This is a genomic window from Thermostichus sp. MS-CIW-30 (assembly GCF_054058015.1).
In genome coordinates this window covers 20,189-42,414 of the sequence record NZ_JBSRZW010000004.1, presented here as the reverse complement: position 1 = coordinate 42,414, position 22,226 = coordinate 20,189, and the positions used below count along the sequence as shown (strand labels likewise).

Below are 22,226 nucleotides of genomic sequence, written 5' to 3'. Positions count from 1 at the left end.
AAGATGCTTGCCAAGACTACAAGGCTGTTAGGCTTGGCTTGACTGCAAGGTGCAGAACTTCCTGGATGGTTTTAGCCATGCGCTCCCAGGTAAAAGACTTAACCCACTCTAAGCCTTTCCTGACTTTCTCAGCGCGCAACTTGGGATCCAGAACCTGAACCAGGGTGTCCGACAAAGAGTCCTCTACATAAAATGCAGCTTCTCCTCCTACTTCCACTAAGGCAGAGTTGGGATAGATAATGACAGGGGTCCCACAGGCCATGGCCTCCAATACGGGTAGCCCGAATCCCTCATATGCACTTGGGTAAACCAGCGCCACGGCATTCTGGTAGGCTTGAACCAACTGCTGCAGATCTAGATAAGCATTCATAACAGGTTGCGGAGCTGCCGCCTGTCGATAAGCCTCTGGAGTCGACCAGGAATGAGTGCAAAGGACAGGGAAAGGCTTATAGGACCACTGCTGATAAGCTTCAAAAAATAACTCCTGTCGTTTGTAAGCGCCTTGGTGGCATCCAATCAGCAGCCAGTGCTTGGGAATAGCTGAGGGATCCGGCTTGAATACACTGGTGTCAACCCCAGGGTAAGCTACTACTGCCTCTTTGCCAGTTAGACGCAGCAAGTCACAGGCCGTGTTTTGGCTAACAGCTACAATGCGAGCGGCTGCTTCAAGGGCTGCGTGCTTTTGGCGCCACATGGGATCTGAGAGATCCCAACCCAGCACTTCTGGGATCATGTCATGGAGCAGGAGCACCTGCGGAATGTCAGAGGGCAGGTATGTATGGTAGGTGCTCATAAAAACATCAGCCCCTGACCAAATAAAAGCTTGTCTCAACTCAGGATCATCCCAGCGGGCGTAGCTAAAGGGGTGACCCTGCATTCTCTCGACACCCTGGGGTAGCTCTCCCATGCCACCCCGATCGTAGAAAGTGATGCGAATCCCCAGCTGAGGCAATTCCCGCAGTAAGTTGCGCCAAACTGTAGCAATACCAGTTTGGTGCATCTGGAAGAACACCCCGTCCACAAATAGGTGAAGACGTTGCCGCACCTCTACCACCAAGGGATCCCCGTATGCCCAGGGGAAAAAGGGCTGCAGGGAGCAGGGCTTTTCCGCTTTTTGCAACTCTTCCCAAGCTCTGACAGCTCCTTGGTAGCCGTAGTAGGATTCCTTAAACTCCACCTGCTTTCGCAATGCATAGGCATAGTGGTCAAACACTAAGCCCTCTGCTTCCGTTTGGTCTGCGGTCAGAACCCTCTCGGGAAGTCGTCCCTTTCGGATCAATACAGGTGGCTCGTGAGTTTGCCACTCGCACTCAGAGGGATCCCATCTCCAGACCCGCCACCACTCCATCTGGGGGTTGTTGCCCCACTTACCTTTGTTGTCCAGGACAAGATTGGGGCCCACGAAGTAACGACAGTAGAACTGGGCCGCCTCTAGAGTGGGATCTGCTTCAAAGCGTCGATGAACCCGCCGGATTTGTTCGACTGTCCAAATTTCGTCTGCATCCAACTGCCACAGCAAGCAGGGATAGTCAGGTTGGGCTGCCCTGACCATTTCAATTTTGCCATCCCAAAACTGGCCATCGGGCTTCTGAACAAGCCGAACACGGCTGTCTTTGGCTGCCAAGTCCCTCAAGTATTCGACCGTACCATCCAAGCTGTGCCCCTGGGAGTATTCCTCAGGGATGCGGCCGCCGTTGGCTAAGCTCCACCCTGTGTCATGGCGTAAGGCAGCAACGCCCTCGACCACCACCCACTGCCAGGGGATCCCTAGCTTATCCAACTCGCAGAGGGTGGAGTAGTGGCGCTCAATGTACGGCTCCCCGTCTAAAACAATGGTGAAGAAGTGAATGGGAAGAGTGGCTCTGCTGTCTTTAAAGATGGCAAAGCCTTTGCGGACATTTCCCCAGCAAATGAGTCGGTAGCCATAGCTGGAGAGCTCCGTCAAGCAACGGCTGTTCTTAAAAGCGAAGATGTCATCCAGGGCAATATACTTGGGGCGAGCGCCCTGTTCCAAAAAAGCTTGGAGGTCATACCAGCCCGTAAACTCGCCGCCGTCAATGAGAAGAAGGTCGGGGTCGGGAACTCGGCTTGCCCCATCTGTGGGAACAGACTTGAGTAAATCTTGTCCCTCCTGGTGCCATTCCAGAGCCTGCTCTCGGCTATAGGGGGCCCAAAAGCTGGAGCAAGATTTCAGCCATTCTTCCACCTCCTCCACTGTAGCGATCCTAGGTTGGGCAGCAGCGTGAATGGGGATACAGCGGGGATCCTTGCTTACCCTTCTAGCCAGCTCTTTGTAGCGCTCAGGATGAGCTTCTATGCTGTAGATGCGAACAGAGTTGGGAAGGGCGTAGCGCAAAACAGCTGTGGATCCTTCTCCACTACTGGCCCCTACCTCGACCACCACCCGCAGGGAGGGATCCCTGCAAATTTCTGCAAGAGCTGCTCCAAAAGGCTCATCTAGCCGGATTTCTGGTGGGATATACCACTCTGGCCAGGCGGAGTCGCCGTTCCGTTTCTGATTGACCCAGCGGCCATACGCAGCAGCAGCTTCTCGATGATAGAAGGAACTGGCTGTGGGTAAAAAGGCATCAGCCTCCTCCTGAGAGAGGTCACGAAGGTATTGAGTAACCTGAAATAGCCACAGGCGCGCCACTTCCTCGCCTGTCTGGGGATCGTAAAGAGAGTTGATAAAGGCATTTGGAGGCCAATCTTCTAGAATTTGCTTCAATACTAACCACACCCAATCCTCTTCCCCAGCTCTAGCGAAGCAGTCAAGGCTGTGCGCCAGCAGCTGAAGTCTATGGTGGTGGTGTACAGGAAGCTTTAGGGCTTCCTCCCGCATGCGTTCTGCAACAGGTTGATAGACAATCGACAGAACTTGCAAAAGTCGCTTTGTCTGTGGCCACAATAACCCTTCTAGAGATCCACCCCTGTACCTTTCTGCAAACTCAGGAGCGATGGAAAGAGCAATGGTCTCTAGGAGAATTGAGGGAATACTTTCTTGTTCGGCCTGGGCAAAAAAGGCAGAGTAGGATCCTTGCCAAAATAAAGTTCCCAGCTGTTCAAAGTTGGTGGCTTGCGTCACAGCTAATGACCCCCATTGCTCTTCCTGCTAGAGAGAAGGAGTAGCTCTGCTTAAGCTCAAGCATAGCAAGAATTGCAACTTCTGTCAAAGGGAGAAGTGTCATTGCCTGGGGAAAAGCAACATGTACAGGAAAGCTTCAAGTTTGTTGCAGGAAATGTTCAACTGATAACTATTCCTGTCTTGGCTGCTATCGCCGCGGGGCAAGCATTTCGTGGACTTTGGTTCACTACAGCTCCTCCAGGCCGAGTTTGGGATCTTATTACGCTACAGCCTATTAAGAGGCTACAGGATACAGCTGTAAGCCTGCCTGTTCTGGACTCATCGGAATCAAGCCTCAGAAACACGACGTTTTGTATCCCTTGATCTGTGAACAGGCCGTAGGTTTACTCACAATTTAGACTATCTTGTTAGACTATCTTGACTTGTGCTAGAGTGGGCTATTTTTTCACTTACAGAAAATTTGGGTTTGCAGGCTCATGCCTAGATGCTACGATTGGCTATATCCACTAGCTGCTTAGGTAGCCGCCATGCAAGTCCAGCTTCATTCTCGGCTGCGCCCTCTCTCTCTGACGTTGATGGCGGTGGGGGGCTCTTGGCTTCTGGGATCCTGCCAACTCAGAGGGCCACAAGTGCAGTTGCCCGGCGATGTTATGCCGGAAACCGTGCTGGTTCCTCAGTCGGCACCCTTGGTGCTGACTTTTTCTACCCAACCGGAAGAATCTTTTCGCACTCACCCTGACCTTTTGGCCCAGTGGGAGAGCTGGACGGCAGAAGCTTTGGCTGAAACCGGCAAGGAGTTCTCTCGGGAAGAGATGCAAGCCTGGGCCGGCGAGCAATTCACGATGGCAGTGGTGATTCCCAATCTGGTGCCCGGAGCTGCCGAGCCGGTGCCTGGGATCCTGTTTGGAGCCAGCACCCGCAACGCTGATTTGTCTGGGCAATTCTTGGCCCAGGTGCGGCAACAGGCAGCAGCAGAAGGGGCGAACTTCGAGCAGCGCCAGGAGCAAGGGGTCACCTTGTATGTGCAAACCAACGGAGAGCCGGGCGAGCGGTGGGTGACTGCTGAGTTTGGCAACCGCTTTGTGGCGGTGGCCAACGACCCGAGGGTGATGCAGCAGGCGATTGCTGTGTATCGCGGCGAAGCAGAGCCGATTGGCCGCTCCGAAAGTTTCCGCACCGCCGTTGGCAATCTCTACAAGAAGAGCGGCACGCTGGCCTTTGCCTACTTCAACTTCCAGGCTTTGCAGGAGGATCCCGAGTCTTTCCAAGACTGGATGCAGGATTTGGATCCGGCGACGCTGGGATCCCTGCAACCCCTGCGCTCTTTGGCCATGGCTGCCCACTGGCAGGAGCAGGGCCTGCGGCTGCGCATGTTGACCCAGACCGATCCGAAAACCCAGGTGCAGGGGGGGTGGCAAACGGCTCGCGGCGAACTCATTCAGCGGCTGCCCGGCAATGCCTTGGCGGTGCTGACCACCCAACAGATTGCCCAGCGCTGGCAAGCCGTTATGCCTGAGCTGGAAAAAGATCCGCCGGTCAAAGAGTCGTTAGAGGAGCTGCGGGCTGAGTTTCGCGCCAATACCCGTTTGGACTTGGAAAAAGATCTGCTGGCTTGGATGGATGGGGAGATGGCCTTGCTGGTGGCACCGGATGCCCAGGCCCATCCCCTGTTGCAGGGCATGGGAGCAGCCTTGGTGATCGAGACCAGCCAAAAAGACAAGGCCAACGCGGCCCTGACTCAGTTGGATCGGCTGGCCCAAGAATCGGGAGTAGGGGTAACGGAGGCGGGTGGACAGGTGACGTGGGCGGATCCCTTGTTTAACCGCCCGCTTTTGACCCGCGCCTGGGAAGGCAACTATTTGATCGTGACCAGCAGCACGGCGGCGCTGCAAACCCTCGCCCAACGCCAGGGCAATTTGCTTCCCCAAACCGAGCCGCTGAAAACCCTCTACGATCAGTTGCCCAAGCCCAACTACGGCTACTTTTTGCTGAATTGGCAAGGGATCCGAACAGTGCTGGAGGCCACACTACCGGGTGGTTTGGCAGGCTTGGAGCCGGAGGCCCGTGAGCTGCTGACCCGCATCGATGGGCTGGGGATTACCAGCTACCCTGCCGGGGATCACGCCTTTGGGGTGGAGCTGCTGGTCACCGTGCCGCCCAAGCCACAGCCGTAAGCTCTTTCCCCCTTCTCCCTTGGGGAGAGGGGCTGGGGGTGAGAGCTACAGCCGAATCAAGCCATAGGTGAGAGCATAGCGCACCAGCTCGGTGCGGCTGCTGGTGCCTGTCTTGTTCAGCAGGCGGGTGACGTATTTTTCCACGTTGCGCACGCTGGTTTGCAGCTGCTTGGCAATCTCCTTGTTCATCAGCCCTTCTGCCACCTTCTCCAACACCTGTTGTTCCCGCGGCGTCAGCTCTACCTTGATGGGTGGGGGCAGGGGGGTGGGGGCAGAGGTCTGGGCAGGCGTGGCTGTGGCAAGGGTGCGCTCCGACAGCAGGGCGCGAATCGAGGCCAGCTCGCGGGCCACCACCTCCGAAGGGCTGGCAGCGCGGGATCGCTCAATGAGATTGGAGACGATGGCCACCAGCTCCTCCGGATCGAAGGGCTTGGGCAAATAGGCATCGACACCGGCCCGGTAACCCTGGATGCGGTCGGCGGTCATCCCCTTGGCGGTGAGGAACACCACCGGCAGATGGCTGTAGGGCTCGAGTTTTCGCAGTTGGGCCAAAAATTGATAGCCATCCATGCCCGGCATCATGATGTCGGAGATGATCAACTGAGGCTGGGCCGTGCTGAGCAGTTGCAGAGCCTGCTGGGCGTTGGCCGCCGGGATCACCTCAAAGCCGCTGTCCTCGAGGTAGGCTTGCACCGCTTCCCGTAAGCCGGGTTCATCATCTACTAGCAGAATGCAGGCTGCTGGACTGGCAGCAGGGGGTTCGGGTTTGGCTTGGGGAGAAGAGGCCATCTGGAGCTCCTGGGTAGCGTTCAAGCGTTTGGCGGCACCTGCCATCCCACATCTCTACAATCTTCCTACTAACCTGTGGGCAATCTCAGGCAAAAACAGGAGCCTTGGGGGGAGCTTTCCACCTGGAGATCTCCGCCCATCCGGGTGGCCAAGTCGCGGCTGATGGCCAACCCCAGCCCCTGCCCCGGCTTAGAAAGATCTGCCCGAAAAAAGGGGTCGAAGATCCGCTCCAGGTTCTCAGGGTGGATGCCGGGGCCGTTGTCACAGACGGCAACGAACACTTCCCGTTGCGAAGCAGTTGAGGGATCTTCACCCAACTCCACCCTCAGCCGGATCTCACCCGGGGGCGGGGTGTACTTGCAGGCGTTGTCGATCAGGTTATCAAGCACCTGGCGCAGGGCACGCGGATCGGCTTGTACAGGGGGTAGGGAAGGGGGCAGAACGGCTTGAAAGTGGTGTCCCTGGGTTTCGGCCAAGGCTTGATAGATGGGAATCCACTCCCGCAGCAGGTCGGCCAAGGAGAGGGGCTGAAGCTGGAGGGGGGCCGGGATCCCGTCCAAACGCTCGAACTCCGCCAGCAGCTCCTGCAAATGCTTGCACTCCTGTTCAATGCTCAGGCCAATCCAGTGGTTGCGATCCTCGGGGGGCAAGCGTTTTTGCAATAACTTGGCCAGCGTGCTCAGGGCGGTGAGAGGATTGCGCATTTCGTGAAGCAAAGTGGAAAGCTGCTGGGCAGAAAGAGTGACCCCCTTAACCTTGGGTTCTCCGGCTCCGCAGACGGGTTCAGGCTCTGGATGGTGTTCAGCAACTTTTCTGGCTCTCGGCATGGATCCAATCTCTAGACTCTCCCGGCGCTGGCAGATCGATCCTAGCCCTACCTCCCCTGCAATCCGCCATATCAATCCTGAGACGCTATCGGGATCCCAACCGGGTGGCTTATAGCTGGCGGGGCAGGTAGATGTTGAGAACTTCCCCCCGACGGGCGCGGTGGCGCACGGTGAGGTAGCCCCCCAAGGCGCGGAACAGAGTTTGGGTGACGGGAAGGCTGAGGCTCACTGCACCGGTATCCGGCTGCACGACCAACAACTGCCCAATCGCCTGAGGGGATTTGGGCTCTGAGGCAACAGTGGCGTCGCTGCCCTCAGGTGTGTTGACCTGAAACTGAAGTTTGACCAGCTCCCCTGCGCTGACCAACTGGGCGCGAATGTGGCTGCCAGCCGGCGTGCTGCGGGCAATGCGGTCGACCATGCCAAACAGCACCGCTTCCAGCGCCTTGGGATCGCTGACCACATCCGGCAGCTCATCGGGAATCTCCAACTCCAGTTGGGATCCCCGCCGTTCCACCTGCTCCTGCCAGCGAGGCAGGTTTTGCCGCACCAAGTCCACCAGCGCAATGGGCTCTAGCTGAAGCCGACGCCCCTCCTGTGGGGTAGCAGCGGGCATCACCGTTTCTGTAGCCTGGAAAAACAGCCCGAAGCGGTTGATTTGCTCGGTACATTCGCGGTCAATTTTCTCCACGTATTCCCGTACCCGCGACGGCAGATCGTGCCGCTTCAGGATGAGACTAACCAAGGTGCGGATGGTGCTGAGGGGCGTCTGGATCTCGTGGATGAGAGCCCGCAACAGTTCTGCCTCCGAAAGGCTGTTCTGTTGGCCTTGACCGGCAGGCTGGCCATGGGAAGGAGGAGACCGCCGCTTCTGCCAATCTTCTGGCCGGGTTGTGGGCGCAGGGGAGTTCTCGGCTCTGGCGGGGGGTAAGCGAGCGGGCGGGGATCCCGACTCGGCCAGGTTTCCCAGCAGGAGAAGGCTGCTGAAGCGGGCCAGCACCCGCACATGAGGCTCCATGAGGGGATGGTGCTTGATCAGCTCCTGCCAGAAGGGCAAGCGATCCGGCCTACCCTGTTGAACCCGCTGCTCTAGGATCTGCCAAGCCCGATGCACCACTTCCGGCTCAAAAGACACCATCATCCCCCTCTGCCGCGTGTGGGGGTGATGCCCTTGGGCGGCCACCGCCGAAAAAACAGGGGTGAGCACCAGCAAAAAAGGCTCCTCCACCAGGGGATCCTGCGGCAGGAGAGGGATCACCGTCTGGCCAGGGGTCAGAATCGACTCAGGGGACAAGTCAGGGGTAAACAGCCAGGGATCTTCACGGGCCAGCTCCCGCAGCTTCAGGTTCGGTTCTGGAGCGTCAATGGGCGACGGCAGTTGAGGCAGCGGATCCCGAACCACCCAGGGGGGCCACCAAGACACCGGCCCACCGATCACCACCCCAAACTGTCCAACTTCTTGCCATAGCTGGAGCAGGGCTGCCACCGTCTGCTGCCAGGAGCGCTCTCCTGCCCCCGGCAACCATTCCGGCAAGGGCAGATCGGCCCACAAAGCTTCCATCAAGGACAGAAATCGGCGGCTGTTCACGGATCTCTTTGACCCATCCTTCCCTTGTAGGGTAGCGGTTGTGGCCCCTCTGGGGCAGGGGAAAACCTCACCTTTTCCGGGGCGGATCCCCGTCTCACTCAGGGACAAGAATCCTCGTCCTCATACGGTAGCGAGTCTGTCCAATCAGCCTACCCGTCCATCCGGCAGAGTTGCCCCGCGCAAATTGGCCCCGCTGAGGTTGGCTGTGCTCAGATCGGCTCGGGTTAGGATTGCCTCGCCGAGATCGGCATTTTCCAGGTTGGTGCGGCCCAAATAGGCATCCACCAGGTTGGCACACCGCAAATCGGCCCCGGCCAGATTGGCCCGACTCAGATCTGCCCGCGCCAGTTTGGCCGAGCACAGACAACTGGCGGAAAGATCGGCTGCGGCCAGATCCGCCTCGCTCAAGTTGGCCTCTGTCAGATTCACCTGGCGAAGTATCGCCTCCTTCAAGTTGGCCCGCGCCATCTGCACCCCTTGCAGGTCTGCCCCCAAAAAAGAAACCCCCCTCAGGTCGGTCTCGCTCAGGATGGCTCCCTGCAAACGGGCTTGCTGCAGGCTGGCCCCTTGCAAGTTGGCCTTGATCAAACTGGCCTCTTTTAGGTTGGCCCCGCTCAGGTCGGCCCGCGTCAAATCCGCTCCCGACAGGTTGGCTCCGCTGAGATCGGCGCGGCTGAGGTTGGCGTTGCGCAGTACCGCTCCCCGGCGGCTATCGAAACGGAGATTAGCCCCCCGCAAGCAAGCTCCCCCCAAGTTGGCACTGGTGAGGTTGGCCCAACGCAAATCCGCATCCAGCAGGTTGGCATCGATCAACAGAGCCAGCGTCAGGTTGGCCCCATGCAAATCTGCTCCTTGTAGGGTGGCGCCGTGCAACTGGGCATCTCTGAGATCCGCCTCGCTCAAGTCCGCCTGGCTGAGGTTGGCCCCACCAAGGTTAGCCCCGACGAGGTTGGCCTTCTGCAGCTTGGCCCGCCCCAAGAAGGCGAAGATCAAATTGGCACTGTGCAGGTTTGCTTGGGAGAGATCCACCCCGATCAAATCGGCCCGGCTCAGGTCAAGGGCGGCCAGGTTCTCGCCGGCAAAGTTGATCCGTCCTGCCCGGTAAAGCCGAAGCAGATCCTTGGCATCCATAGAAGAGAGGGGAGAGCATGACTCTAGTCAATAATAAGCTCAACTATACTGAAAATAATGTATAATATGTTCAGTACGGATTACTACCAGTTGATCTTTCTGTTTACTTTCGAGTCTGCCAACATGGTAGCCAAAGCAAAGCAGAAAATTGGTAGTAAGACGACACGGAAACTGCGCTTTGGGTATTCTACTCAAAGCTTTGCGGGATACCGCCATTCTGTTTGGAAACAAACAGAATGCTATCGCTGCATAGTTGAACAGTGATGTTCAGCAGTGTTCAGCGTAAATGTATCAGCTCAGAGAAGTGAGAGAGGAGCTGCACTGGTGGTTATTCTAGATAAGGATCCGGGCGTTTCCCCAGCACTCTGCGCAGCTGATCGCCAGTGTTGAACGAGATCCCCAAACAGCGGGTTTGAGCTTCAAACCAGCCCGAACAGACGGCGCTCTGCCTCCTCCATGCGATCCAAGAAAGCAGCAAATTTGGTGGAGATCTCCCCCACTTCCTGCAAAAAGGCGCGTAGTGTTTGGTACTTGAGAACCAAGGCTTCCTCTAGGGTGCAGGTTTGGAACTGCTCATCCAACGCCTTGCCCAACTCGCTCAGGGCCTGTTCGATAGCAGTTTTGACAGAGCCGACGCTGCGCCGCACCAAGCGCATCACCTCCTGCTCCAACTGCGGCTTTTGCTGGGCCAGCTCGCTGCTGGCCAACACCTGTCTTAGGGAAGCATAGGGATCCGCAAGGTTGGTGGGCACCTCAGTGATCGCCTCCGGCAAAGCGTATTCCCCACTGCTGACGCGCAGGGGCTGCACCAGGCGCCACTCCGATTGTTCTAGCTTTTTCAAGATCCCCATGAACATCGCAGCGGATCCCTCGACATCCCTCAAGAAGCCGCGCAGCACCTGGTGTTTGAGGGTCAGATATTGGACGGGATCCTCATCCTGCAGACCTTCGTCCAGGGCGTTGCCCAACTCGCTTAGGGTGTTCTCGATGGCAACCATCAAGGATCCGGCGCTGTGATGAAGCAGTTGGCGGCAGGACTCTGGGATCTCCTGTCGCAGGTCAGAAGAGGGGCCGGGTGGTGTTGTCCAGGTTGCAAAAGCCAGAGGATCTGCAGGTTCTTCCTCATCTTCTGGGATCCCAGCGTCAATCCAAGTCATGGGGCTGGCCAGGGACTCTGCCTCGCCCGCGCGAGCGGCATCTTCGGTATTCAGCCAATCCAGATTGGCGGAGAGAGGCTCAGCAGCCAATCCTCCGCCGGGGAGGGTCGCTGGGGGCACGTCAACGTAAAGAGGCTTCAGCATCTGCAGCACAGCATTGGCGGCTTGGCCATCCTGATCCGGCTCCTGCAACTGCTGCACCGCCTCCTTCAGCCGGGCTTCCAGTTCTTGGGGGGAGGCGCAGGCATCGTAGAGGGCTCTGAGCAGCTCGTCCAGGCTGTAGCGCCGCAGGGCCGCCAACCCCTGCAGAGTAGGCTCTACTTTGTGGTACAAAGCCGTGAACAGAACCAGCTTGGCCCGCAAAGGGCTGGTTTGCCGCATCACCCCTGCCCGCAGCTCGAAGGGATCGTAGTCTTGCTTTTGCAGTCGTGGGCTTCCATACTCCAAGGACAAGATAGGCGAGGGTGCGGCCCAAGCTGATGGCTCCTTGGTCGAGGGCATGAGTGGGCTAGAGGGATCCGCTTGGGGCTGTTGATACAGGGGCTGTAGCTTGCTTAGCAGCATCTTGGCGATGCGAGCATACTCGGCTTTTTTGTTGATGCGGCTAATGGCATCTCGAAAGCGCTGGCCCAAAGCATCAAGGGTAGCGTGCTGGCGGCAGAGCTGCTCCAGCAGAGCTTTCAGGTCTATTTGGTTCAACTTGCTGACATCGCTTTCCCAAGTGCTGGTGCAGGCAAAGTAAACCAGCTTTTTCACTCGGTCTGCGTACCCGCCCTGCTGCACTTCTTGCACAACAAGGCTAAAGGGATCCGAGACAACCATAGGGAGCTGCTAAGCAGGAGTAGGTGGATCTAAGCTTACGAGGATCTTTGCGGTTTTTGAACAAGGACGGGCACCTTGCTGGGCAGAATAGCATATCCTTCCCAGGCAGAACCCACCTGATGTTTGCCCAGGGATCCCCCAGCCATCAAGTGGGATTTAGCGGCCTATTTTTTGCAGGGCTCTTTCCACCTGTACTACATGGCGGTTCAGTCCCAAGTTTTCCGCTGGGATCCCCAGGGCCAGGCCCACCAATTGTGGCAAATGCAGGATCGGGATCCCCAGCTTGCGCCCGATCACCTCTTCCACCTCCGGCTGCCGAGAGTCCAAGTTGAGGTGACACAGGGGACAGGGGGTGACCAAACAATCCGCTCCCGCCTCTATTGCCTCTACGAGATGCCGGCCTGCCATCGAGAAAGACTGCTGCGGGGCATAGCTGGAAATGGGCCAACCGCAACACTGGGTGCGCCCGCGATACCAAACAGGGGTGGCCCCCAAACGCTCGAAGAGATCCTCCATCAAACGGGGATCCCGTGCCACATCGAAGCGGGAGATGTCGTAGGCCCGCAACAGATAACACCCGTAGAAGGCAGCGCAGCGCAGTCCCAGGAGAGGCCGTTTGACCTGTTGGGCCAATCGCTCCAGGCCGTAGTCATGAGCCAGCACCCACAGCAAATGGCGCACATCGCCTGTGCCCTGGTAGCAGCTCTCGCAGCCTCCTTTCTGGCACAGGGCCTGCACCTGGTGAAAGTACTCTGGACTCGCGGTTTTCGCAGCCTTCAACTTTTCATTCACGCGGCCCAGCACTCCCTGACAGGTGCTGCAGTGGGTAAGCATCGGCAGCCCCAGCGCTTCCGCCAAAGCCAGGTTGCGGGCATTCACCGTATCTTCCAGCAGCTCCGATTCTTCTTTGAAGGTGCCCGAACCACAGCAGGAAGCGGCTTCCAGCTCCACCAGTTCAATGCCCAGATGCCGCGCAATCTGGTCGGTGGAGTCATACAGCTCACGACAGGCCCCCTGGGCCACACAGCCGGGGTAGTAGGCGTAGCGCAAAGGTGAAGGAACAACCGCGGTCATGAGAAGACGTGAGAAGAAGAAGAGAATTGGGTTTGCGATCTCAACGGTAATAACAATCCATGGATCCATTGCCCACACAGCAGAGCACTGGCCTGCCTGCAGAGCGGGAACCCAGAGCTTAAGATCCTACACCCATGCGCTGCCACAGCACATCCGTTGCTGCCCAGGACAGGGAGTTTGTCAAAGCTTCCCTATTTATCTGCCCCTATTTTGAAACCATTCGGAGCCGATACCCTATTTTTCTCCCTGCCTAGTGCCTCTCTGGCCGATGTCGGGTAGATTTGGCGGTAGCCATCGCTGAGGAATCGGTCAACGCCTTATGAACAGCCCGATCCAGGATCGCGATTTCCCCTTTTCACCCCGCTCTAAGCAGGGCAGTCTGGGTTGGAGCCTTCCTCTAAAAGGTTGGGGATTTGGCTTGTTTTTCGGATCCCTAGTTTGGGCAGGATGGGCAAGTCAACTCCAACTGTGGGCCCAGCCGGTCGAACAGCAACCCCAGGAGGAAGTCTTAGTGCCAGGGCGCAATTTGGATCCTGGGGCACAAATCCGGGTGCGTAACGAGCTGGTCAAGATCTGTGGGGACTATCGTTGCGAAGATTACCGCTTTTCGGTGCGGGTACTGATCAGACCTGAAGACACTCTGGAAACTCTGCTGGGGCGGCTGGATACGGAGATGCTGCGGGAGGTGGATCGGGTGTTTCAAACTCGGCCCGATTTGAATCGAGTCATTGTCGATGGCTACGTCTTCTCGGGTACTCCCGCTTTTGTCAGCCGGGAAGTGCTGCTGCAAACAATGTTTGTGCCTCGTCACCGTTGGGAAGTGGGCCGCTTTGGGCCGGAGCAAGATGGGATTTTCTATGCCGAGCTGTTGAGACAGGTGACACCCTTTCTAGCTCCATCTCCAACCCCCACGCCTACACCTGGGCCTGTGCCTGGAGAAGCTGTGCCCCCTCTGCCCCCGCCTCCTGGGGAAACTCCTCCCATAGAGGCAACGCCTACCCCTCAAGAAACCCCAGCCCCTCCGCCTCCGCCCCAAGGGGATGTGATCCAGCGGCAGCCGATTCAGCCCTGATGGGTTTGTTGGGTAGCTGAGTCTGGGTTGTGAAGGATCCCTCGTTATAGTCATTTCAAACCAGATTGAGATACTCCCCAAGCGCTCCGCGCCGCTGCCCTTACCCCCAGTTTCTCTCTGGGAGAGGGAGTTAGGAATCGACATAACGAACCGTTTCACTGCTGTTTGAAATAACTAACTATAATTTGTGACCAGGCCGGTACCCTCCCAGTTGCCGTGGGGTTGAGTCCTGAGCCGAGGTGATCTAGGCTTCAAAAGTGGAGGGATCCCTCCAATTCATTGCTTGACTGGTGTGTGGCGGCATGGCAGGACACAGCAAGTGGGCCAACATTAAACGGCAAAAGGCCCGTGTAGATGCCAAAAAGGGCAGCCTCTTTACCAAACTCTCGCGGGCCATCATCGTGGCAGCTCGCAACGGCTTGCCAGATCCGGATGGGAATTTTCAGTTGCGGGCGGCAGTGGAAAAAGCCAAAGCAGCGGGGATGCCCAGCGAAAACATTGAACGAGCCATTGCCAAGGGAGCCGGCAACTGGAGCGACGACAGCCCCCTGGAAGAAGTTCGCTACGAGGGCTACGGCCCCGGTGGGGTGGCTGTGTTGATCGAGGCCATGACCGACAACCGCAACCGCACGGCTGCCGAGGTGCGAGAAGCCTTCAGCAAAACCGGCGGCAGCTTGGGAGAAGCCGGCTGCGTGAGCTGGCTGTTCCGGCAAAAAGGGGTGATCAGCCTGGAGGAGGTGTTGGATCCCGAAGCCCTGTTGCTGGCGGTGGCGGAAGCGGGAGGAGACGACTTCAAGGTGGAAGGCACAGGAGCAGAGGTGTACTGCGACTACTCTTTGCTGGAGCAGGTGGCCACCTACCTGAAAAAAGAGGGCTACCCAGTGCAAGATGCGGCCATCCGCTGGATCCCCTCTACGGAGGTGCATGTGGAGGACCCCGAGACAGCCAAGCTGGTACTGACCCTCATGGAGCGGCTGGACCACTTGGATGATGTGCAAAATGTCTACGCCAACTTTGAGATCGACGAGGCATTGATGGAGAGCCTGGCCTAAAGGTTCTAGCGCAGCTTGACGGCGGTGCCGGCGGCGGTAACGAGGATCATTGTCGCGCTCATGTTGGTATGAATGCTAACGCCTAGGATGCCATTTGCTCCCAAACGTTTGGCTCGCTGCTCCAACTCTTCCAAAACCTTTTTCTGGGCATTCTCGAGAACTTCTTCATAGGTTCTTGTGCGTCCCCCGATGATGTTGCGGAGGCTAGCAAGGAAGTCCCGTAGAACATTGGTGCCATAAACTACCTCGGCGGTAACAATGCCCAAGTAACGCTCAACCTCTCTACCTTGGAGCACGTCTGTAGTGGTCAGCAGCATGGCTTGCTTCCTGGGTCAACACCCACCAAGATAGTCGGGATCCTCAACCTTTGGAATCGGGTTCTTGCCCTGTGTTTTCAGCAGAGTGGCGATATGTCGAAGGGCGACCAATCCCTACAGATAACCGTTCCACAACGCATAGTCATTTATCTCACCGTTGAGGTGAAACAAACGACCGGTTGCTTCCTGCTAAGGCCTCCGGCCCGCTAGCGCGATCAGTTGAAATAGATGGTAATAAAAACCACGACTGCTATCAGCCCTTGCCGCGTGGTAGGGCGCTCAAGGGGATCCCTGGCCAAGACCGGCGGCTGATACAATAGCTGCCCAGGGATCCAAACCAAAGATCTCTAGATCTCTGCTTTTCCAACAGGATTTCCCCACAAGCCCGATGGCAGGCCCGATCCGAGTGGTGGGTAGCTTGAACATGGATTTGGTGGTGCAGGTGCCCCATCATCCCGGCCCTGGGGAAACGGTGCTGGGATCCGACTACGCCACCTACCCTGGCGGTAAGGGAGCCAATCAAGCGGTGGCAGCGGCACGGGCGGGAGCCCAGGTGGAGATGTGGGGGGCAGTGGGATCCGATGAGTTTGGGCGTCTGCTCCAAGAGAACCTGGAGCACAACGGCGTGGATACCCGCCACCTGAGGCAGTTGGAGGGGCCCAGCGGCCTAGCTTTGATCACAGTGGATCCCGGCGGGCAAAACAGAATTGTGGTCAGCCCTGGAGCCAATGGTCGCTATCTGCCGGAGCATTTGCCTCCCTTTACCCCAGCGGCCCTGCTCCTGCTGCAGCTGGAAATCCCCCTGCCCACTGTGCAGGCTGCAGCAGAACAAGCCTTTGCCCAAGGGATCCCGATTTTGCTCAATCCCGCCCCCATCGCGCCATTGCCGGGATCCCTGTTGCGCCGGGTTCGCTACTTGGTGCTCAACGAAAGCGAAGCGGCTGCCCTTGCCCAATCCCCTGTGGAAACGCCGGAACAAGCCCAAAAGATCGCTCAGGAGCTCCAGAAGCACGGGATCCCAGCCGTTATCCTCACCTTGGGAGGGGCAGGGCTGGTCTGGGCAGATGGGGAAGAAAGTGGCCATTGGCCAGCTCATCCTGTGGAAGTGGTGGATACCACCGCTGCCGGAGATGGGTTTTGTGGGGCCTTAGCTGCCTGTTTGGCTGCCGGCAGATCCCTGAGGGAAGCCCTGCGTTTTGCCAATGCCGCCGCTGCTTTGGCCGTAACCCGTGCGGGAGCCCAACCTAGCTTGCCCCAGCGCTCTGAGATTGAGGCATTTTTGGCCTCTGCCGTAGAAACAGCATAGACTGCTGCTTATCAAAAGTTTTCGACGTCTGCGGTGGAGAAGTTCATTGGCCGTTTGCGTGAGCGCTATGGGGAAACCGCAACCTCCACAGGACGAGAGCGGGACGAACTCCTTTTCCTGAGCCGCTACTCATCGCCGGCGGAGGGGATCCCTTGCTCCATTGAGTACTGCTCAATAGTGCCTTGTCTTCCCTTGTGGGTGTCTTTAGAGTTAGGTAGTGAAAAGAGAGTATTCGGTAATTCTGATAAAGGCCCGTGAGTACCCTCCTTGCTGAAGATGACGCTCTCTACCGTCAGCATGTTCATAGCCTGCTAACACAACATTTGCCTGAGTTCGGCCCGGTGTATATAGCCTCGAATGGTAGAGAGGCGTTGGAACTCTACCGCCAGCACCACCCCAACTTTGTGTTGATGGACATTCGCATGCCTGAGATGACCGGGATCGAGGTAGCACGACAGGTTTGGTCAGAGTGCCCCAGCACGCGCATCATTTTTTGGTCGCATTTTGCCGATGAAGTCTATGTGCGGGAGCTGCACAAGATCGTGCCTCCGCAAACTGTCTATGGCTACCTTTTGAAAAATTGCACCGATGAAAAATTGGTCAGCGCCATCCAAGCGGTGGTGCAGGATGAGCAATGCGTGATCGACCGAGAGGTGCGCGGGGTCGATTCCCGTTCACAAAACAAAATTACCGGTCTCAGCGATGCCGAGTACGAAGTGCTGATCGACATTGCCCTTGGCCTCACCGACCAGGCCATTGCTGCACGGCGCTTTTTGTCCCGCCGAGGGGTAACCAACCGTCTGCGCAACCTCTACGACAAACTAGAGGTGAGCAACGACCAAATTGAGAGCGACGAGTGGGGAACCACCTTCAGCTTGCGGGCGCGAGCCATCCGTCTTGCCTTCAAACGGGGGTTGATTAACGCCCAACTGCTGGACGAGGAGGAAGTGCATTTGGATCACTGGCTCAGCCGCTACCGACTGGATCCGCTGGACTAGAGAGGGGGTGTTCGAGCCGTCATCGCTCTTGGCAAGCACTTGTAGTCAATTCCCTTGCCAGCGACCAAGGAGACTTGGGCTCAATGGCTGGCCACCCCGCCAAAGAACTGGGATCAAAGCTCCCTCGTACCGCTATGGAGAAGCAAGCCGGCAGTGTGGAGGGTCGCTAGCGGAAAATCATCTCGGCAACCGCCTCAAAGCCGGCATCCAACAGCTGATCCAACACCGACTGGGCCTGGCTGCGACTGTCGTAGAGGCCAGCCTGCAACACTGTTCTGCCGTTGAAAACCGTTTCCACCGCCTCGGGGATGAGCTGCCGCAATCGGTTCAAGTCATCGCTGCTCTTGGGGGTCACCAACACGCGAAATTGAGTTGCCGTTCGCGTTGGCGAAACGGAGTCGTTACCCACAGCAACCACAGGGGGGGCAACTGGAGTTGTAGTGGGAGCAGAGGGAGTGGCCGGGATCCCTGCCGATGAGCGACGGGCCGGCGGGGGCAGAAGGGTGGTGATATCTGTGAGGGGAGCCGACGGTGGCCTGGGAACAGGAGCTGCGGGGGCAGGGCCAACCGGCTGAGCAGGTGCGGTAGAGCCATCTGGCGTGAAGGGGACGGCAACAAACTCCTGCGCTTGGGGTTGAGTGTCCGCCGGCTGGGCAGGAACGTTGGGCAAAACGCGCCCCCCCGATCCCGATAGAGAGGCAACTGGGCTGGGATCCGTCGATTGCGGCACCGTCACAACCGGTAAGGTGGAGGGGGTCTCAGCGGCTGGCCGGGGATCCCTGGGAGTAGCCGGCTGGGCCGGAGCGCTGGGCAGAGCCAAAGTGCCAGGGGCAATGGGGCGGGGAGCGCTGTCGGGAAGGGCGGCAACGGTGGTTTGACCGGACAGATCCAGATCCCCTTTGGCTTTGCCCCGCAGTTGGTTGCCGTTGGCATTGATGCGCAGGCCGCGGGTGGCGTTGTTGATATCGTATTGGCCGTTGCCCTCAAAGATGTTGTTGCCGGGATCCGTGGCCGTGCCCAAATCCGGCTGGGCAGTGGTGATGGCGGTGAGGCCGGTCTCCAAGTTCTGGGCGATGAGATTGTTGCGCAGGATGGGCCTGGAGCTGCCCCCGACGATCACGCCGGTACGGTTCTGCAGAATGCGGTTGTTGCGCACAACAGGCGCCGAGCGTTGGTCGATGGTGATGCCAAAGCCGGTTTCTTGGAACAGGTTATTGACGATGGTGGGCTGGGAGGTGCCCAAAACGGAAATGCCGTTGGCCCCGTTTTTATAGAAGCGGTTGCCCTCCACCCAGGGATTGGAAGCGCCAGCGATGAAGATCCCATCGTGGATGCTGCCCACAAAGCTGTTGTTGAGAATGCGCGGGGAGGCCGATTCGACCCAGAGGGCATAGCCGCGCCGCCCTTGGTTGCGCAGGGTAACTCCTCGCACTTCTGCGCCGGTTTCTGCCAGCAGAGCAACATTTTGTCGGCCTAGGGTCGGGCTCATGTAGGTACCGCCGCCGGTGATGAGATAGCCCTCTCCCAAGGTGGACTCGTCCCCACGCAAGGTGAGGCCGGCTTTCAGACGGATGGGGAAGGTTTCGCCGCTCTCCTCGCTATATACCCCGGGAAAAAGCTGAATGACGCTGCCAGCCTCAGCCCGCTGAATGGCATAAGTAATCGTCTTGAAGGGGTTATTGCGGGATCCATCCCCACGGGTATCGCTGCCGTTGGCCGCATCCACAAAAATAGCCGGGCGATTGTCCGGGAGAGGGGGAGCTTGAGGCAGGGTCTGCTCACCGGTAATGCCGGTGTCCAGGGAAGTTTGCGCCCAGCCAGGATCCAATTTGGCTGCTAGCAGTAAGGTGGTGCCGAGTAGCAGAGAGGACGCCAGCCGCACCAGCATTGCCCAGCGGTAACGCTGCACCCGCAAGCCGGGCAGGACTGCTGTAGATTGGTGTTCGCCACATTGCTGCAGGCTAATAGGCAATATGAACAGTAAGGAAGAGATCATAGTGGTTATCCCCACACCAGGCTGGGCTAGAGAAGAAAGGCCGAGGTTATCCTACCAAACTGAGTAGGCGGGATCCTGCCCTATCCGCCAACTCCAAATACGGACTAACGCAGGCTTTTTTTGCAAGTCTAACACTAGCCCTAGAGTAACCTCCCTGCTTGCGCCATGACCTACAAAACCCTTGTCCCCGAACATCTGCCCCAAGAGCCGCCGCTGGTTGAATCCGAGATCCTGCTGTCTCCGGTCTCACCGTGGCAACCCCTGATTCATCTGCTGCTGTTGGGGATCCCGGCCTTCTTGCTGCTCTTGGGAAAGCTGATGGCTCAGCCGGTCTTGGGCTGGGGGGCGGTGCTGGCTTGGCTGGGCCTGGCGGGCTGGTGGGGGCGATCGCTTTGGGCTCAGATCGGACGCCGTCTTTGGCAGTGGCTGACCACTTGGCCTCAATTGGCCTGGGCGGGAGTGGCCCTCAGCTTGGCCGTGATGGGAGGGATTGCCGGGAGCGGGCTGTTTTCTGCCTTGGGATCCCTGAGTTGGGAGGCGATTGGGGCTTTGGGAGAAGTGTTTGGGGCCACAGGCCAGATCTTGATCGCCATCCTGGCTGCCTACATTGCCTGGCGGCAGTACATTATCTCCCGCGATCTCACCATTCAGCAGAATATCATCACCCAGCAGCAGACCATCGACGCCTACTTTGAAGGCATTTCCAACTTGGTCTTGTCTCCCGATGGGCAGTTGGACGATTGGCCCCTGGAGCGGGCCATTGCTACCGGGCGCACGGCTGCTCTGTTGAATGGGGTGGATCGCTTCGGCAAAGCCAAGATCCTGCGCTTTCTCTCCACTGCCAATCTGCTCAGCCCTCTGCGGCGGGATCAACACCTGGGCCGACCCATTCTGGACGGCAAAGGGGGTTACCAGCGGGATCGCGTGAACGGCATCCGAGTGGTCAACCTGGGCACGATGCTGGAGGGAGCCGACCTGCATGGCACCCTGTTGCGAGCGGTGGATTTCAGCGAAGCCAGCCTGGAGAGAGCCAACCTGAGCGGCTGCGATCTCAGCCACACCAATCTGTGCGGAGCTAACTTGCGGGATGCCGATTTGCGGGGAGCAGACCTTTACCGCGCTTTGCTGTTTGTGGGATCCCCTCAGACAGCTTCCCCCGCTCAGCCGGGGCAAAAGCCGGATTTTAAGACCGGAGCCTACACCGGAGCTATCGTGGCAGGAGCAGATTTCCGCCAGGCTCGCCGCCTTTCCCCCGAACAACGGGCCTACCTGGCCGCCTGGGGGGCCGAGCTGGATCCCGCGTCCGAACCTCCCCTCAACTCTCCTCAGCCGCGTTTGGATCCTGCCGACAAAACGGAGTCGTTTCCCCCACCTGCCCCAAGCCCTTGAGCGAGAATAAATCGATAAGCCTGGTTCAGGGCTTTTGCCGCCGATTCTTCGGCTATTGCAACTCGCCTCTCCCTTGGGGAGAAGGGCGATCCCCTTCGATTCTCAAACATGGCACGGTTGCTCACCAAGTTCTGGCTGCTGGAGCGCTATCTATTTGGGCAGATGCTCACCCCGGTGCTGACCGGTGTTGCGGGGGGAACCCTGCTGCTGCTGGTGGGCCGACTGTTTACCCTGGCCGAGCGGCTGGTCGAGGGATCCGTCCCCCCCCTGACGGTGTTGCGCCTCTTGGTTTTGGATCTGCCGGAGATGGTGGTGCTGGGTATGCCCATTGCCGCCTTCTTTGCCACCATGCTCACCTTGGGCAAGCTGAGCGGCAACAGTGAGATCACCGCTATGCGGGCAGCCGGGATCCCGTTTAGCCGGATTTTCCGGCCCCTGCTGCTGGTGGGGTTGGCCATGAGCTTGAGCGCTTTTTTCATTAGCAACGTGCTGCTGCCAGCCAGTAAACAGCAAATCCGCCAGATCGATCAGCAAGCTTTGCTGGCCCAGACCGCCACCCCAGTGCAATACGATGTCTTTTTCAAAACCGAAGACAACCTCTGGTTCTTCATCCGCCAAGTGGATCCCCGGTTAAATACGATGCAAGATGTTACGATTTTGCGGGTGGATCCCTTGCCGGGGGGCAAATACCAGTTGGCGGAAGTGACCTTGGCCGCTCAGGCAGTGTGGAATGGACTGGAGTGGAGCCTCAGCGAAGGAGCGACCCACCTTTACGGCCCCACCGGCCTCAGCATTGCCGAGCAAACGTTTCATCGCAAGCCGTTGCAAGTTTCTCAGGATCTGGCTGCCCTGATGCAGCCGCCGGTTCCCCCCAGCGAGTTGAGCTTGCCGGAGCTGGCAGAGCGGATTTCCCGCCTGGCCCGCTCCAATCTCAATACTCAGGCTCTGCGCACCGAGTTCCACATGCGCTTCTCCCTGCCCTTGGCCAGCTTTTTTGCCGTGCTGATTTCGCTACCCCTGGGATCCAGCACTGCCCGGCGGGTGGGACGCTACGGGGGCGTCGTCTTCGGGATCCTGTTGGTGTTTGGCTACTACGTGGTGCTCAGCGTGTCTCGCAGCTTGGGAGAAGTGGGAGCCCTTCCCCCTTGGGCGGCAGCCTGGAGCTTCAACATCTTGTTCGGCGGCATCGGACTGGTGCTGCTGGCCCGTTTCCTGCGCTAGGGATCCACCCTAGAATCCGCCAGTCTCAGTTCTCAAGGATGTCTCGAAGAAGGCAGGGATCAACTTTCCTTTCTCTCTCCTCTCGCCTCGCGTAGCTCAGGTTTCCGTCCCCTTGCGGGGAAAAGGTAGGGATCAACGAACCTATCTAAACCGTTCGGTCTAAAGGCGATATCCCACGGTTTCCGTCCCCTTGCGGGGAAAAGGTAGGGATCAACATGATGAAAGCCT

General features: G+C 58.2%; 16 protein-coding genes and 1 CRISPR repeat array (1 of these 17 cut by a window edge). Of the genes, 7 read left to right on the top strand and 9 right to left on the bottom strand.

Annotated elements, in window-relative coordinates:
- Window positions 1-16: 16 nt before the first annotated feature.
- Window positions 17-2,740 carry a glycosyltransferase gene (locus ACVWXW_RS02735; RefSeq protein WP_457402650.1) on the bottom strand — a complete coding sequence of 908 codons (2,724 nt, stop codon included), beginning with the start codon at window positions 2,738-2,740 and terminating at the stop codon, window positions 17-19.
- 872 nt (window positions 2,741-3,612) lie between these two features.
- On the opposite strand from ACVWXW_RS02735, the gene ACVWXW_RS02730 reads away from it, so the two are divergent.
- Window positions 3,613-5,259 (top strand): DUF3352 domain-containing protein, encoded by a 1,647-nt coding sequence (locus ACVWXW_RS02730; protein WP_457402648.1) that lies wholly within the window; start codon window positions 3,613-3,615, stop codon window positions 5,257-5,259.
- Window positions 5,260-5,304: 45 nt separating this feature from the next.
- Here the strand turns inward: ACVWXW_RS02730 and ACVWXW_RS02725 are convergent, their stop codons facing one another.
- The 6 genes from ACVWXW_RS02725 to ACVWXW_RS02700 form a co-directional block, all read right to left on the bottom strand.
- Window positions 5,305-6,048: a response regulator gene (locus ACVWXW_RS02725; RefSeq protein WP_457402646.1), complete on the bottom strand. Its 744-nt coding sequence runs from the start codon at window positions 6,046-6,048 to the stop codon at window positions 5,305-5,307.
- Window positions 6,049-6,116: 68 nt separating this feature from the next.
- Window positions 6,117-6,875 (bottom strand): sensor histidine kinase, encoded by a 759-nt coding sequence (locus tag ACVWXW_RS02720; protein WP_414400573.1) that lies wholly within the window; start codon window positions 6,873-6,875, stop codon window positions 6,117-6,119.
- Window positions 6,876-6,984: 109 nt separating this feature from the next.
- Window positions 6,985-8,463 carry a sensor histidine kinase gene (locus ACVWXW_RS02715; protein ID WP_414407180.1) on the bottom strand — a complete coding sequence of 493 codons (1,479 nt, stop codon included), beginning with the start codon at window positions 8,461-8,463 and terminating at the stop codon, window positions 6,985-6,987.
- Window positions 8,464-8,607: 144 nt separating this feature from the next.
- Window positions 8,608-9,594: a pentapeptide repeat-containing protein gene (locus ACVWXW_RS02710; protein WP_414407181.1), complete on the bottom strand. Its 987-nt coding sequence runs from the start codon at window positions 9,592-9,594 to the stop codon at window positions 8,608-8,610.
- Window positions 9,595-10,013: 419 nt separating this feature from the next.
- Window positions 10,014-11,573, bottom strand: coding sequence for a hypothetical protein (locus ACVWXW_RS02705; RefSeq protein ID WP_457402643.1), 1,560 nt, complete (start codon window positions 11,571-11,573; stop codon window positions 10,014-10,016).
- Window positions 11,574-11,729: 156 nt separating this feature from the next.
- Window positions 11,730-12,647 carry a CoB--CoM heterodisulfide reductase iron-sulfur subunit B family protein gene (locus tag ACVWXW_RS02700; protein ID WP_457402642.1) on the bottom strand — a complete coding sequence of 306 codons (918 nt, stop codon included), beginning with the start codon at window positions 12,645-12,647 and terminating at the stop codon, window positions 11,730-11,732.
- Between the two features lie 319 nt (window positions 12,648-12,966).
- On the opposite strand from ACVWXW_RS02700, the gene ACVWXW_RS02695 reads away from it, so the two are divergent.
- Both ACVWXW_RS02695 and ACVWXW_RS02690 read left to right on the top strand, forming a co-directional pair.
- A complete protein-coding gene (locus ACVWXW_RS02695; RefSeq protein ID WP_457402640.1) occupies window positions 12,967-13,719 on the top strand; it encodes a hypothetical protein in 753 nt (250 codons plus the stop codon).
- Between the two features lie 302 nt (window positions 13,720-14,021).
- Window positions 14,022-14,771 (top strand): YebC/PmpR family DNA-binding transcriptional regulator, encoded by a 750-nt coding sequence (locus ACVWXW_RS02690; RefSeq protein WP_457402639.1) that lies wholly within the window; start codon window positions 14,022-14,024, stop codon window positions 14,769-14,771.
- A 5-nt stretch (window positions 14,772-14,776) separates the two neighbouring features.
- Here the strand turns inward: ACVWXW_RS02690 and ACVWXW_RS02685 are convergent, their stop codons facing one another.
- Window positions 14,777-15,088 (bottom strand): YbjQ family protein, encoded by a 312-nt coding sequence (locus ACVWXW_RS02685; RefSeq protein WP_011431068.1) that lies wholly within the window; start codon window positions 15,086-15,088, stop codon window positions 14,777-14,779.
- A 388-nt stretch (window positions 15,089-15,476) separates the two neighbouring features.
- Between ACVWXW_RS02685 and rbsK the strand changes: the two genes are divergently transcribed.
- Window positions 15,477-16,394 carry a ribokinase gene (gene rbsK, locus ACVWXW_RS02680; protein ID WP_457402637.1) on the top strand — a complete coding sequence of 306 codons (918 nt, stop codon included), beginning with the start codon at window positions 15,477-15,479 and terminating at the stop codon, window positions 16,392-16,394.
- A gap of 254 nt (window positions 16,395-16,648) precedes the next feature.
- Window positions 16,649-17,392, top strand: a complete 744-nt coding sequence (locus ACVWXW_RS02675; protein ID WP_414343332.1) for a response regulator — start codon at window positions 16,649-16,651, stop codon at window positions 17,390-17,392.
- A 166-nt stretch (window positions 17,393-17,558) separates the two neighbouring features.
- Here ACVWXW_RS02675 and ACVWXW_RS02670 read toward each other — a convergent pair whose 3' ends face one another.
- The gene (locus ACVWXW_RS02670) at window positions 17,559-19,388 is read right to left on the bottom strand and encodes a DUF1565 domain-containing protein (protein WP_457402635.1); all 1,830 of its coding nucleotides are present in this window, start codon (window positions 19,386-19,388) and stop codon (window positions 17,559-17,561) included.
- Between the two features lie 165 nt (window positions 19,389-19,553).
- Here ACVWXW_RS02670 and ACVWXW_RS02665 point away from each other — a divergent pair, with 165 nt between their 5' ends.
- Window positions 19,554-20,777: a pentapeptide repeat-containing protein gene (locus ACVWXW_RS02665; protein ID WP_457402633.1), complete on the top strand. Its 1,224-nt coding sequence runs from the start codon at window positions 19,554-19,556 to the stop codon at window positions 20,775-20,777.
- A gap of 108 nt (window positions 20,778-20,885) precedes the next feature.
- Window positions 20,886-21,998 (top strand): LptF/LptG family permease, encoded by a 1,113-nt coding sequence (locus ACVWXW_RS02660; protein ID WP_457402631.1) that lies wholly within the window; start codon window positions 20,886-20,888, stop codon window positions 21,996-21,998.
- Window positions 21,999-22,098: 100 nt separating this feature from the next.
- Window positions 22,099-22,226: direct repeats of the CRISPR family, unit length 37 nt; unit sequence GTTTCCGTCCCCTTGCGGGGAAAAGGTAGGGATCAAC (it continues 1,498 nt past the right edge of the window).